Below are 14,225 nucleotides of genomic sequence, written 5' to 3' on the forward strand. Positions count from 1 at the left end.
TGTCGCAGATGCGGGCATGAGATGAACGCCGACGTGAACGCCGCTATCAATATTTCCAGGGCCGAAGCCAAGCGGCCTATGGTAGCGTCTGCCGGGGGCAGATAGCTGCAAGCCCGCCCTCTTGAGGGGCGGGTACTTGACAGAGGGCATTTCTTTACTTGTTTGCACTGATTGCAAGCTAATCCTGTCGGCCACCGGACATGACCAAATCGATCTGTTCCAGTTGAGCCTCGTCTTAGACGCTGCCTGGCTTGGGAGGCATCGTCTCTGGTGATTCCAGGTGGCGTGCTGGTTCCGTAGAGCGTTGCTGGGCTGGGCGCAGCCAGAGCGAAGCATGCGCGGGCTGCATCGTTTCTTGCACCACAGCCAGCAACTGCGTCTGCACGTGTTCCAGGTCCACCTCATTGCGCAGCGCCGCGCTGAACGTAGCCAGCGCCTTTTCCGCATCATATTTGCGCCGATAGAACCGGCGATCAATGATCGTCTGGATGCGCCGCCGTACCGGCTGAAAGAGCGCCGCAATTACCAGCGTCGAGATCACCAGGATGATTGGCTCATCAGTCGTCTGGTTGCTGACTGCCCCTGCCAGACCTTGCAGGCCAAGAATCAGCCCGGCATAGATCGCGCCCAGCAGGCCCGTCAAGAAGCCATACACCAGGGTCTTGTTGATGATGGCGTCAATATCCCAGAGCCGATAGCGCAGGATGGCAACACTAAAAGAACCGACCAGAATGCAAACCAGCAGAAAGCTATCAAGATAGGCCAGCAGCAGATAGAGTGAATCTGGCCGGTGCAAGTCTGAGAAAAAGACATAGGGCTGCCAGAACGCTTGATTCACAACGATGAAAAGGATCAGGCCAGACACCACCCATTTGGTCTGCTGGCGCTGCACAGGCGTGGACACGCGCCAATAGCGATACAACTGCGCGCCGCCCAAACACAGCAGCGGGGCCAGTACCAGCAGCGCGCCAAGTTCTTCAGGTCCAGGAATCGGAATCATATCACCAAGCGGGCTACCAAATACCACCACCGCCAGCATGACAATCCACAGCCAGCGCGGCACTAGACGCCCGCTGGGAAAGAGCGCCCCGACAAAGAGTAATGTGATGCTGCCGACGACGCTGAGCAGCGCGGCTGACACCTGCCAGACCCCAGGAGCCGCGCTAAAGGTGTGCAGGACCGGGGTGAAGCCCAGTGGGAGAAAGATGAGCGAGAGGGCCACCAGCAAGGCCATCCAATCGTCGGAGCGCCGCCAGAGCAAGACGAGCGCCACGCCATCCACCAACAGCACCCCCAGGCAAGAAAGCACGACACCCACCACCGCCACGTCAGTGGGCGTGATGCCCAGGCGCGCCAGCGGCGCAACTTGCTCTGGCGCAATGAGGCAGGTATCCATCGGATCCGCGCAGGGGGTGGCAAGACGAGACACGCTGCCGGGCAGCGCCAGCACAAACAGCCCGGTGGTAACGGCCAGCGCCACAAAGACCAGCGCGCGGGCCGCCACGAGCAGCCACCCGTGGAGATGGGTCTCGGTGGCAGGGGGCGTGGCGCGGCTGGCGCGGACGTTTGAGGACGTTGACTGCTGCATCGGTGGCCCTCTCTTCCTGGTACACATCATCTGCTTCTCTGCCTAGCATACCATGCCCCCGTCTCGCCAGCGTTACGAGGGGCGTTACGAAGGTCCAGAGCCGCTTCCCACCGATGGGCCAGCATCCGTGTGGGCGACCAGATGAGATCAGAGCATCCTGGCAGGTCGGGCAGCTAAGGCAACGATGATGATGGCGGTAGAGGTCAAAGCAACTCGCCTTGCCACTGCCCCCTCTTCATCCTTATTGAGGGTCTGGCTCGGATATGTTAGAATGGCGCTGCCTCGTCTCCTGTGACGAGCGCCAGCCGCGTACTGCTACGAGTGTTTGTGGGGTGAGGCAAACCTGCGCTCTTCAACGACGCCCATTTCCCCACACCAGCGCCGGAAGGAATACCACCATGCCCGTTTTTGCCCCGCCAGAGCAAGGGAGCCTGGTTCATGTGCGACAGCGCCGCTTTGTGGTGACGGATGTGCAGCAGCATCCTCTGGCGCTGGACCCGGTGCGTCGGAAGCTGCCACAACCCCAGCATCTGGTGACGCTTGCCTCGATAGAAGATGACGCGCTGGGCGAAGAGGTACAGGTGATCTGGGAACTGGAGCCAGGCGCGCGGGTGGTGGAAAAGGGCGATCTGCCCGCGCCCACCGGCTTTGATGACCCCAGGCGGCTCGATGCCTTTCTGGATGCGGTACGCTGGTACGCGGCTTCCTCGGCGGATGTGCGGGCGTTACAGTCGCCCTTTCGCAGTGGCATCGAGATCGAGGCGTATCAGCTTGACCCGGTGGTGCGGGCCATCCAGATGCCGCGCGCCAATCTGCTGATTGCCGATGATGTGGGCCTGGGCAAGACGATTGAGGCGGGCCTGGTTTGCCAGGAACTGCTGCTGCGGCATCGCGCGCGCAAGATTCTGGTCGTCTGCCCGGCATCGCTCCAGATGCAGTGGCGCGATCAGATGCGCGATAAGTTCGGCCTGGAGTTTCGCATCGTAGACGCGGAGTTGATGAAGACGCTGCGCCGCGAGCGTGGGCTGCATGTGAATCCCTGGACCCATTTTCCCCGGCTGATTACCTCGATTGATTTCCTCAAGCGCGAGCGGCCCCTGCGCCTGATGCGCGAGGCGCTGCCTGCCGAGGGCGAGCGAATCTATCCGCGCCGCTTTGACCTGCTCATTGTGGATGAAGCGCATAATATCGCGCCATCGGGGCGCGGGCGCTACGCGGTTGGCTCGCAGCGAACCGAGGTGATTCGGCTGCTGGCCCCGCATTTCGAGCATAAGCTGTTTCTCTCGGCGACGCCGCATAACGGCTATCAGGAGAGCTTTACCGCGCTGCTGGAACTGCTGGACAGCCAGCGGTTTGCGCGCGGGGTGCCACCCAGGCGCGAGCAACTGGCGACAGTGATGGTGCGCCGCCTGAAATCGGAACTGAAAGGGTGGGATGGCGGGCCGCGCTTCGCAGAGCGCAGGCTCGAAGCGATTGAAGTACCCTACAGCGAAGAGGAGCGCCAGGCGCACGTCCTGCTGCGCCGCTACAGCGAGAGCCGCCTGGCCGCGCTGCCGAATGATACGAATACACCAGAAACCTATGCCACCAGGTTTGTGCTCAAGCTGCTCAAGAAGCGGCTCTTTTCCTCTCCCCAGGCGTTTGCGCTGACTCTGGAACGACACCGCCGCTCGCTCGAAACGGCGCGCCGGGCGATGCCGGTAGCGCGTCAGACACCCATCGGCCTGCTGCGCCAGCAGTTGGAGCGGGCTGAGGAGGAATACGGCGCTGAGGAGGAACAAGAGGAGGCGGTGGATGACGCGCTGGAGGAGGCCGCCCGGCTCTTTCGCGCGCCCTCGCCGGAGGAGGAGCGCCTGCTGGCGGCGATGCAGCGTTGGGCCGAGCAAGCCAGCACGCGACCCGATAGCAAGACGGACCAGTTGATCGCCTGGCTGAAGCGCGAACTGCTGGACAGCGGACAGTGGACCAACCGCCGGGCGATTATCTTCACCGAATATAGAGAGACGCAGAAGTGGCTGGAGAGCATGCTGGCGAGCGCCGGACTGACACAGGGCCAGCGAGTGATGACGCTCTATGGCGGTATGGACGTGCAGGAGCGCGAGCGGATGAAGGCGGCCTTCCAGGCGGACCCGTCGCTGGCCCCGGTGCGCCTGCTGCTGGCGACGGATGCAGCCTCGGAAGGCATCGATCTGCAAAACCATTGCTCGCGGCTGATTCACTTTGAGATTCCCTGGAATCCCAACCGGATGGAGCAGCGCAACGGGCGCGTTGATAGGCATGGGCAGCGAGCGCCAGAGGTGCTGATCTATCATTTTGTGGGCGCGGGCTACCAGCAGCGGCAGCAGCTAGGCGAAGAGGAGGCGCTGGCGGCGCTCTCGCCTGGGGAACTGGAGGCCGATCTGGAGTTTCTGATGCGGGCGGCAAAGAAGGTCAACCAGATTCGAGAGGATTTAGGCAATGTGGGGCCGGTGATTGCCGAGCAGGTGGAAGAGGCGATGCTTGGGAGGCGCGTGCGATTGGATACCAGCAGCGAGGAGAAGAAGTCCGGGCGGGTGCGCGCGGTGCTGCAATTCGAGCAGCGGCTGCGCGAGCAGGTTGACCGGCTGCATAGGCAGTTGCTGGAAAGCAAAAGCGTGCTGCGGCTGGAGCCAGACAACATCGAAGCGGTAGTGAAGATTGCGCTTGACCTGGCCGGTCAGCCGCCGCTGCGCGAAGAGACGCTGACCAACCCGACCGGACGTTACCAGCCCCTCCAGGTCTATTATCTCCCGCGCCTGACGGGAAGCTGGGCGGCCTGCGCGCAGGGGCTGGAACATCCGCTAACCCGCGTGGTGCGGCCTATCGTCTTTGATGAATCCAAAGCACGCGGGCGGGATGACGTGGTGCTGGCGCATCTGAATCACGCGCTGGTACAGCGGGCGCTGCGGCTGCTGCGCGCCGAAGTCTGGTCATCGGCTGGCGGCCAGCGCCTGCATCGCGTAACGGCGCGCCTCGTCCCCAACAGTGCGCTGGATACGCCCGCGCTGATCGCCCACGCGCGGCTGGTGCTGCTGGGCAGCGATTATCAGCGCCTACATGAAGAACTGTTGACGGCAGGCGGCTTCATCCGCGAGGGGCGCTTTGTGCGCATGAACGTGGGCGAGGTGCAGCGCGCGCTGGAGGCCGCCTTACCCCAGGCGGCGCCGGAAGCCGTTCAGCAGCGGCTGGCCGCTACCTGGTCCCGATATGGGCATGAGCAGACGATTCTGGCGGCCCTGGAGGCGCGCAAGCTAGAGCGCGCAGCCAGCCTGCAAAGACTGCTGGAAGACCGGGCGCAGAAGGAGATCAGCGATACGACGGCGATCCTGGAGGAGCTGCGCGCTGGCATCCTGGCGGAACTGCATCAGCCTGACGTGGTGCAGCTTCCGCTTTTTAGCCTGGATGAGCGCCAGCAGTACGATGAGGACCGGCGCTTTCTGGAGCGCCGCCTGGCCGAGATTCCGGGCGAGATCGAGCGCGAAACCGAGGCCATCCGCAAGCGTTTTGCCAATCCTGAGCCGAGCCTGTTTCCGGTGGCGATTACCTATCTGGTGCCGGAGCGGCTTGCTCATGGCTAGTGCCCTGGAAGGAGCGCCTGCATGGAGGTAGCGTGGCTGGCGGCTGAAGGCCGCGCCTGAAGGCTGCGCCACCAAGCCCGCCTGCGCAGGCTCCCCCCACCCGTGTGGGCGCAGCCTCCGTCCTAGCCCGCGCAAGCGGGCTTCGTGTCCCGCAGGGACTCCAGACGCGGGTTTACCCGCCTGCCACCCCAGGAGGAAGATATATGTCTATGGCGCGTCATCATGCCGAATGGCTGTCGTTGGTCGAGGTGTCGGGGCCGTTCCTGAGTGTGCCGGTGCTGTCGGAGGTCTTCCCGGCTGGCCTGGAGAAACCAGCGGACGAGGCCGAGCAGGCGCGGCTGCTGCGGCTGGCCTATGCGGAGTGGCAGGCGAGTCTGGCCGACCCGGCCATTCACCGGGCCTGGGTGCGCTGGGTGCTGGAGCGCACGCTGGAACTGCCGCCCAATCTGCTGGCCGAAGGGCAGGCGCTGCCCCCGGACCTGAAGGCGAAGCTGGCCGATCAGGCCGAGCCGCTGCGCCCCGACCTGGCCTTGCTCAATCCCCCCGGCAGGCGGGAGGCAGGCCAGGCGCGGCTGCTGGTGCAGATCTGTCCTCCGAGGCAGCATCTGGAAAGGCCGATGGGCAGGCAGTTGTCTCCGGCAACCGGCATGATGGAACTGCTGCGCGCCACCAATGTGCGCCTGGGCCTGGTGACGAATGGCGAGCAGTGGATGCTGGTGACGGCGCTGCCCGATGAAACCGGGCATGGCTTCCTGCCCACCGGCCTGGCCTCCTGGTATGCCGAACTCTGGCTGGAGGAGCGCCTGACCCTGCAAGCCTTCCGCAGCCTGCTGGGGGCGCAGCGATTCTTCAACGCGCCGGACGACCAGACGCTGGAGGGGATGCTCAAGCGCAGCGCCCAGAACCAGGCTGCCGTGACCATTCAGCTTGGCGAGCAGGTGCGCCGCGCCGTCGAGGTGCTGATTCAGGCGATGGACCGCGTGGACCGCGAGCGCGGCCACGCGCTGCTAGGGGACGTGAGCGAGCAAGACCTGTATAACGCCGCGCTGACGGTGATGATGCGCCTGGTCTTCCTCTTCTGCGCGGAGGAGCGCGGGCTGCTGCTGCTGGATGAGCCGCTCTATCACGATCAGTACGCCGTCTCGACGCTGCGCGACCAACTGCGCCAGGCGACCCAGGAGGAGCCGGAAGAGGCGCTGGAGCGCCGCACCGATGCCTGGTGTCGGCTGCTGGCAACCTTCCGCGCCGTACATGGCGGCGTGGAGTCCGACCAGATGGCGCTGCCTGCCTATGGCGGCCACCTCTTCGACCCCGACCGCTATCCCTTCCTCGAAGGGCGCGCCCCCGGCACCCACTGGCGCGAGACGCCCGCCAACCCGCTGCCGGTGGATAACCGCACGGTGCTGCATCTGCTGGAGGCGCTGCAACTGCTGCGCGAGCGTCTGCCCGGCGGCGGGCTGAGCGAGGCGCGGCGGCTCTCCTACAAAGCCCTCGACATCGAGCAGATCGGGCATGTCTACGAGGGCCTGCTGGACCACACGGCAAAGCGCGCCGCCGGGCCGGTCCTGGGGCTGATCGGCGGGGCAGAGGTGGCGCTGGAGGAACTGGAGGCGCTGGCGGGTAAACCCGCGTCTGAAGTCCCTGCGGGACACGAAGCCCCCCTGCGCGGGCTGGAACGAACACTGCGCCCATCGGGGCCGGGGGAGCCTGCGCAGGCAGGCTTGGTGGCGCAGCCTTCAGGCGCGTCCTCAGACGCCCGCCCATCGGGGCCGGGGGAGCCTGCGCAGGCAGGCTTGGTGGCGCAGCCTTCAGGCGCGGGTTTACCCGCAGGCGCTTCTTCAGACGCCCGCCTCCTGGCCTTCCTCAGCGAGCGCACCGGCAGCAAAGCGCCCGTCCTGAAGCGCAGGCTGGAGCGCGCCCCGTCAAAGGAGGCGGCCATGCGCCTGCGCACCGCCTGCGAGAATGACGACGACCTCTATCATCGCGTGCTGACCTATATCGCACTGCTGCGCGAGGATACCTTTGGCCGCCCGGTCGTCATCCCGACGGGCAGTTGCTATGTGACGGCGGGCGAGGACCGCCGCTCCAGCGGCACGCACTACACGCCGCGCGAACTGACCGATCCGCTGGCGCGCTATGCCCTGGAGCCGCTGGTCTACGACGGGCCAGCGGAGGGCAAGCCACAGGACGAATGGCGGCTGCGCCCGGCCTGGGCGCTGCTCAGGCTCAAGGTCTGCGATCTGGCGATGGGGTCGGGCGCGTTTCTGGTGCAGGCGGCTCGCTATCTCTCCGAACGGCTGCTGGAAGCCTGGGCCGAGGAAGAGGAGCGGCTGCGCCAGGCGGGCATCCCCAAGCCGGTCCTGACCTACGAGGGCCTGCCCGCGCGCGGCGGCCAGAGCGAAGAGGTGCTGCCCGATGACCCGGAGAATCGCCGGGCCGACGCCCTGCGGCTGATCTGTGACCGCTGCCTCTATGGCGTGGACAAGAACCCGATGGCCGTCGAGATGGCGAAGCTCTCGCTCTGGCTGGTGACGCTGGCAAAGGGCAGGCCGTTCACCTTCCTGGACCACGCCCTGCGCTGGGGCGATTCGCTGCTGGGCGCGGATGAGCGCCAGTTGAAAACGTGGTCGCTGACGCCGGGGGATGAGCAGCAGTTGATGCTGCTGGCGGAGCCGGTGCGCCGGGCGCTGGAGACGGCGCTGAAGCTGCGGCGCGAGATTGCCGAACGGCTGGTGCAGGATGTGAAGGAAGCGGAAGCGAAGGAGCGCAAGCTGGCCGAGGCCGAGGAAGCCGTCGCGCTGCTCAGGCTGGGCTGCGATCTGCTGACGGCGAGCGCGCTGGCTCCCACGCCCAGAGAGCGCGCCCGCCTGCGCGAGGGCTGGCGTGACCGCTATCTGACGGCGCTGGCCTGGCTGGAAGAGGACCGGCTGCGCCCCTACTCAGCGGAGGAACGAGCGAAGGCGAACGAAGAAAGAAGAAAGCTGCGCCAGGAGGCAGACCGGCTGCTGGCGGGACGCCATCCCTTCCACTGGTGGCTGGAGTTCCCCGAAGTCTTTCACGCCGACGCCCGGCCCGCCGACGCCGACGCCCTCGACGCCGCGCTGTCCACGCTTGTACCGCCGCCATCCCCGACGGCAGGGGCGGGACTTGCAGCGCCGCCGTCCCCGACGGCAGGGGCGGGGCTTGTACCGCCGCCATCCCTGGCGGCAGGGGCGGGACTTGTAGCGCCGCCATCCCTGGCGGCAGGGGCGGGGCCGGGTGTGGCCGCCCTCCAGCCCTTTGCCCCTGGCTTCCACGCCATCCTGGGCAACCCCCCATTCATGGGCGGCCAGCGGATTACCGGCACGCTGGGCGACGAATACCGCGAGTATCTGGTGGAGGCGCTGGCAGATGGCAAGCGAGGCAGCGCCGACCTCTGCACTTACTTCTTTCTTCGTGCGGGGATCTGCTGCGCCCAGGCGGCGATATGGGCCTGCTGGCGACGAACACGATTGCCCAGGGCGATACCCGCGAGGTCGGGCTGGACCGGCTCGCCGCGCAAGGCTTCAGCATCTATCGCGCGGTGCCAAGCCGCCCCTGGCCTGGAACGGCTTCGCTGGAAGTGGCCCATCTCTGGCTGCGGCATGGCTCCTGGCAAGAGCAGTGTGTACTGGATGAGAGGGTAGTCTCTAAGATTAGCCCGTTTCTCACAGAGGTACTGACTAGAACACGAACAGTGCCAACGAGCGTGCCTCTTGTTGCCTATGGGCCGCCTTATCGCCTTGCTGCCAACGAAGATAAATCCTTCATCGGCTCCTATGTGCTGGGCATGGGCTTTGTACTGACGCCAGAAGAGGCACAGGCGCTGATTGCCAAAGACCTGCGCAATAAAGATGTTCTCTTTCCCTATCTGAATGGCGAAGACCTGAACTCACGCCCGGACCAGTCACCGAGCCGCTGGGTGATTAACTTCCATAATTGGCCGTTAGAGCGAGCCGAAACCTATCCTGATTGCATGGCTATCGTGCGTGAGAAGGTCAAGCCAGAGCGCGATAAGTTAGCATCAGGAGATGCAACCGCAAAAGATCGTGCCAGGCGTTGGTGGCAGTTTGCGAGGCCAACAATGAACCTCTATGCCACCATTGCAGGGATGCGGCGGGTGCTGGTCCTCTGCATTGTAACTCACCATGTTGGCTTCGCCTTTGTTCCAACTAATCAAGTTTTTGCCCATCGTCTTGTAGTGTTTCCAATAGAAGGTTGGTCACAATTTGCCCTGCTGCAATCTAATTTGCATGAGCCCTGGGCGCGAACTTATTCATCTCAATTAGAAACCCGGTTGAATTATTCCCCCACCGATTGCTTTGAGACATACCCCTTCCCTGAAAGCACAGCGAGCTTAGAGGAGATTGGCGAGTGGTATTACCACGAGCGGCAGGGCATCATGCAGCGGCGGCAGGAAGGGCTGACCAAAACCTATAACCGCTTCCACGACCCCCACGAGCGGGCCGAAGACATCGCCGCGCTGCGCGAACTGCACGCCGAGATGGATCGCGCCGTCGCGCTGGCCTATGGCTGGGGCGATCTGGACCTGGGGCATGGCTTCCACCAGACGAAGCAGGGCACGCGCTACACCATCAGCGAAGCAGCGCGGCAAGAGGCGCTGGCGCGGCTGCTGGCGCTCAATCACCAGCGTTACGCCGAAGAGGAGACGCTGGGTCTGCACGACAAGCGCGGCAAGGGCAAGAAGGGGTCGCGTCGAACAGAGGCCAGCGCCCCAGGCAAAGGGCAGGCAGAGGCCACCGCGCGCGCGCCCGGCCTGTTCGACGAAGAGGCATAAGCCGACCCGCAACGAAGAAAGAAGTAACCGGCCACACCACCGCATCATACTTCTTTCTTCTTGACAAAGTAGAACATATGTTCTACAGTGAAAGTGTGGACGTGCCGGAGCGCGGGGTGGGCCAGCGCGGGGTGAGCGTCGCCAGAAAGGGATGTGTGTACAGGTGGGAATCTTGGACGAAATGAAAGACTTGCTAAGAGCCAATGACCCCGAAGTGAAAGCGTATACCCTGAAGGCTCAACGGGATGTGCAGAGGATGCTGGAAGACCAGCCGCCTCTGGAAGGCGAGGATTACGGCCCCTGGGCCGCCCCGATGCGGCGGCTGCTGCAAACGTTTGAGGTAGTGGGAGCGTGGGGGGCGCAGCAGCAGCTTGCGTTGATGCTGCACGAGCGAGCGCCAGGGGCGTTGGTCATCCTGGGCGATGCTGTCACCTCCGACGGGCAGAGTTGGAGGGAGGTGCTGGCAGAGATATGGGAGGAGATGCAGGCGGAAGCGCGCCAGGCTGAAGCCGAACAACGGATGCGGGAGCGCCTGGCCCGCACGACAGGGGACAGCATGGCCGATGAGATTCTGGCGATGCTGCGCGAGCAAGCCCTCTCGCGGACAGACATCTACCGGCGCTATAGCCGGAACGTCTCGGCGGAGCGCATCAACGACGCGCTGTTCGTGCTGGAACGCCTGGGCTGGGCGCGCTGGGAAATGGTCTCCACAGGCGGGCGGAGGCGCGAAGTGTGGTCTGTCCCCGCCGATGAAGAGGGCTAGCGGCATCCCCGCTTTCTTCTTTCTTCGTTTTTTCTCTTGCAGAGAGTGATGCTGGCGTCTTCTCTCTGCCTCTCTTATAGAGAGAGAAAGGGGGGAAGAGACAGAGGAGAGGAAGCCAGTGGTACAATGAGAAGAAAGAAAGCGAGGTGAGCCAATGGCTGATCAAACGCTGACGCTGCGTGTCCCCGATCACCTCTACCAGCAGATCAAACAGCGTGCAGAGGGTACCCGTCGCCCTATCGAAGCGGAAGCACTCGATCTGCTGGCTGCCAACGCCACAGAGGGGGAAGGGGCTTCGGCAGACCTACAAGACCTCCACGAGACCATGACCCACCTGTCTGATGAGGAGTTATGAGCGGCAGCCCGCAATCCCCTGGCACGGGAGGCCGCAGATGAACTGCGTCATTTGCGTGCCAAACGCAGGCGATCAGGACTCACCCTGGCCGAATGGCAACGGCGAGACGAGTTGATGCGCCAGTATGATCGGGGCATCCTGATCCGCTCGCGCGCCATGCTGCTGCTCAAAGAGCGTGGGCACGACATTTCTGTGCTGCTTGAGCAGCCGTGAGCAAGGCGTACATCTCGAAAGCCTTGCGGCGGCGCGCAGCAGCCCAGGCACGCCATCGCTGCGGCTATTGTTTGACCCCCACCGGGTTGAGGCATCTGACCCGCTGACCGGCGAGATCGTGCCCCTATTCCATCCTCGACAGCAGCAGTGGGGCGAGCATTTTGCCTGGTCTCCAGAAGGGGACCGCATCCTTGGCCTGACACCTACCGGGCGCGCAACAGTCGCGGCGCTGCACTTGAACCGAGACAAGCTGGTGGAAGCGCGCCAGACCTGGGTGGCAGTTGGCTTGCATCCCCCCAAGGATTAACAGGGAAATCCAAGGAGGCAGGCGGGTAAACCCGCGCCTGAAGGAGCCTTTGGCTCCACGAAGCCCGCGTAGGCGGGCTAGGACGGAGGCCGCGCCCACACGGGCAGGGGGGGCCTGCACAGGCGCGGGTTTACCCGCCTGCCTTCAGCCGCCATCTGGCCCATTACACAAGCCTGGATTGACTCGCGTCACGAGCTATTCACAAACGATTGACCTCTGCGGTACAATAGGGCTGTGTATCGCTCTGCTGCCCGGACAAGCGCGTGGTCAGCGGGCAGGAAAGAGCCGCCAGCCAGCGGCAGATGAGCGCCGGATGAAAACCGATACGTTGTACTGTGACAGGGAGGGTCTGCTGCCGATGACGTATGAAGTATCGTTCTCCCGCACCTATACCAACCAGCGCCGGGGCTTTCCCAAAGACCAGCGAGCGTTTCTATCAGAGAAAGCCGATCTGCTCTGCGACGATCCCACGCCCGATGGGCATCTGAAAAGAGTGGTCAAGAAGTATCAGGGCCAGCATATCTATCGCCTGCGCGCCGGTGATTATCGCATCTTCTATACCTACGGCCACGACCAGATGAGCGGCCAGGACTGGGTGAAGCTGCTCAAAGTCGGGCAGCGCGACGATGTGTATGAGGGTGACGAGGCGCTTGACGACTCGCCCCCGTCGCCAGAAGCGTTACAGGACATTGATCTGCCGGAGCCGCCGACCTCGCTTGGGAAGCTGCTGGAGCCGCCCCCAAAGCATGCCGGGACCGCCGCAGCGGTTCCGCTGCTCATCCCGATTGATGCCGACCTGCTCACGCGCCTGGGCATTCCACAGGAGTATTTTGACAGTCTGATCGCCTGCCGCACGCAAGATGAGGTGATCCTCGCGCCAGTCCCGGATCATCTGCTCATACGGGTGCTGGACTGTGTGAGCGCGCCTCCGGTGATTGAGGTGGTGAAGCAGCCGGAGTATGTCGCGCCAAAGGGCGACGACCTGCTGCGCTACAAAGAGGGCAAACTGGTCGAGTTTCTGCTCAAGCTCAGCCCCGAACAGGAACGCTTTGTCACCTGGAGCATCACCGCCAGCGGGCCGACGCTGGTCAAAGGCGGGCCGGGCAGCGGCAAGAGTACCGTCGCGCTCTATCGCGTGCGCGAACTGCTGCGCGTCTTGCGGGCAGAGGGCCAGCCCCAGCCACGCATCCTCTTCACCACCTATACCAACGCCCTCGTCACCTTCTCGCGCCAGTTGCTCAAAAGCCTGCTGGGCGATGATGTCGCCCGCGTCGAAGTGCGCACGGCAGACAGCCTGGCCGGCGAGATCGCCGGAGCCAATAAGCAGACGCATATGGCCCGGCCAGCCGATCTGCGCCAGGTCACGCGGCAGGCCATCCGCGCCGCCAGCTTCGAGGGCAACGCCCTGCAAAAGCAGGCGCAGGTCAAGACGATCAACGCGCTCGATCTCGACTATCTCATCGAAGAGATCAGCGACGTGATCGAGGCGCGCCAGTTGACCAGTCTGGACGCCTATCTCGCCGCGCCGCGCCCTGGGCGCACGCAGCCGCTCAACGACATCCAGCGCCGCGCCGTCTGGAGCGTGCGCGAGGCGTTTCTGGCGGGGCTGCGCCAGGCAGGCATACTCACCTGGCAGCAGCTACGCTCTCGCGCGGAAGAGATCGTGCGCAGTGGGGGAGGACTGAGACGCTTCGATGCCGTCATCATTGACGAAGCGCAAGACCTCGACCCCAGCCTGCTGCGCCTGCTGATCGCGCTTTGCCGCGCCCCCAACCGGCTCTTTGTCACCGCCGACGCCAACCAGTCCATTTACCGCAGCGGCTTTCGCTGGAGCGATGTCCACGAAGATTTGCAATTCAAGGGTCGGACGGGTCTGCTGCGCGTCAACTATCGCTCCACCCGCGAGATTGGCGAGGCCGCGCACAGCTACCTCGGTGATGACCTGCTGGACAGCGAGCAAGCCGAATCGTATCAGCATAACGGCCCCCAGCCAGCGATGCGCGCTGTCGCCAACCAGCTTGAGGAGCTTGACTTGCTGGCCCGCTTCTTTCCCGCCGCCGCCCGCGAGGCGCGGCTGGGCCTGGGAGCCTGCGCCATCCTCTGCCCCACCAAAGACGCCGGGCAATCCATTGCCACCGACCTCTGCAAACGGGGATTGGAGGCCACCTTCATGAACGGGCGAGACCTTGACCTGACGCGGCGCGGCATCAAAGTCCTGACGCTCAAATCCGCCAAGGGCCTGGAGTTTCCGGTCGTCGCACTGGCGGGCTTCGTGGGCGGGCCATATCCTGCCCGGCGCAGTGCCATGACCGAGGATGATTGGGACGATCTGCTCGCCAAAGAGCGCCGGACGGTCTTCGTCTCGATGACCCGCGCCATGCGGGCGCTGCTGATCATCGCGCCAGCCATTCAGCCCTCGCCCCTGCTGCACGGCTTCGACAGTCAGCACTGGAATCTGGAGCGGGCTGGCGGTTAAAACCGCGCCTGAAGGCTGCGCCACCAAGCCTGCCTGCGCAGGCTCCCCCCGCCCGTGTGGGCGCAGCCTCCGTCCTAGCCCGCGGAGGCGGGCTTTGTGGAGCCAAAGGCT

At 64.3% G+C, this 14,225-nt stretch carries 9 protein-coding genes; 8 read left to right on the forward strand and 1 reads right to left on the reverse strand.

What is annotated here, in order from left to right; genetic code table 11:
- Nucleotides 1-235 precede the first annotated feature (235 nt).
- Complete coding sequence (locus tag VH599_02775) at nt 236-1,588, reverse strand: hypothetical protein (GenBank protein ID HEY7347217.1); 1,353 nt, start codon at nt 1,586-1,588, stop codon at nt 236-238.
- A gap of 398 nt (nt 1,589-1,986) precedes the next feature.
- Here VH599_02775 and drmD point away from each other — a divergent pair, with 398 nt between their 5' ends.
- From drmD to VH599_02815, 8 genes are all read left to right on the forward strand, one after another.
- Entirely contained in the window at nt 1,987-5,184 is a 3,198-nt protein-coding gene (drmD, locus tag VH599_02780) for a DISARM system SNF2-like helicase DrmD (GenBank protein ID HEY7347218.1), read from the forward strand.
- Nucleotides 5,185-5,387: 203 nt separating this feature from the next.
- On the forward strand, nt 5,388-8,849 hold the full coding sequence (locus tag VH599_02785; protein HEY7347219.1) for a hypothetical protein: 3,462 nt from the start codon (nt 5,388-5,390) through the stop codon (nt 8,847-8,849).
- Nucleotides 8,850-8,911: 62 nt separating this feature from the next.
- On the forward strand, nt 8,912-10,000 hold the full coding sequence (locus VH599_02790) for a type IIL restriction-modification enzyme MmeI (protein ID HEY7347220.1): 1,089 nt from the start codon (nt 8,912-8,914) through the stop codon (nt 9,998-10,000).
- Between the two features lie 172 nt (nt 10,001-10,172).
- Nucleotides 10,173-10,763 (forward strand): hypothetical protein, encoded by a 591-nt coding sequence (locus tag VH599_02795; protein ID HEY7347221.1) that lies wholly within the window; start codon nt 10,173-10,175, stop codon nt 10,761-10,763.
- Between the two features lie 154 nt (nt 10,764-10,917).
- Entirely contained in the window at nt 10,918-11,118 is a 201-nt protein-coding gene (locus VH599_02800) for a hypothetical protein (protein HEY7347222.1), read from the forward strand.
- 51 nt (nt 11,119-11,169) lie between these two features.
- On the forward strand, nt 11,170-11,331 hold the full coding sequence (locus VH599_02805; protein ID HEY7347223.1) for a hypothetical protein: 162 nt from the start codon (nt 11,170-11,172) through the stop codon (nt 11,329-11,331).
- Complete coding sequence (locus VH599_02810) at nt 11,294-11,638, forward strand: hypothetical protein (GenBank protein HEY7347224.1); 345 nt, start codon at nt 11,294-11,296, stop codon at nt 11,636-11,638. The genes VH599_02805 and VH599_02810 overlap by 38 nt, the downstream gene beginning before the upstream one ends.
- A gap of 358 nt (nt 11,639-11,996) precedes the next feature.
- On the forward strand, nt 11,997-14,114 hold the full coding sequence (locus VH599_02815) for a UvrD-helicase domain-containing protein (protein HEY7347225.1): 2,118 nt from the start codon (nt 11,997-11,999) through the stop codon (nt 14,112-14,114).
- Nucleotides 14,115-14,225 lie beyond the last annotated feature (111 nt).

This window comes from Ktedonobacterales bacterium (assembly GCA_036557285.1).
In the GTDB taxonomy this organism is placed as follows: Bacteria; Chloroflexota; Ktedonobacteria; order Ktedonobacterales; family DATBGS01; genus DATBHW01.

Coding starts and splice junctions, on each gene's coding strand:
- VH599_02775 (HEY7347217.1), bottom strand. CDS start 1,588: ATGCAGCAGTCAACGTCCTCAAACGTCCGCGCCAGCCGCGCCACGCCC.
- drmD (HEY7347218.1), top strand. CDS start 1,987: ATGCCCGTTTTTGCCCCGCCAGAGCAAGGGAGCCTGGTTCATGTGCGA.
- VH599_02785 (HEY7347219.1), top strand. CDS start 5,388: ATGTCTATGGCGCGTCATCATGCCGAATGGCTGTCGTTGGTCGAGGTG.
- VH599_02800 (HEY7347222.1), top strand. CDS start 10,918: ATGGCTGATCAAACGCTGACGCTGCGTGTCCCCGATCACCTCTACCAG.
- VH599_02815 (HEY7347225.1), top strand. CDS start 11,997: ATGACGTATGAAGTATCGTTCTCCCGCACCTATACCAACCAGCGCCGG.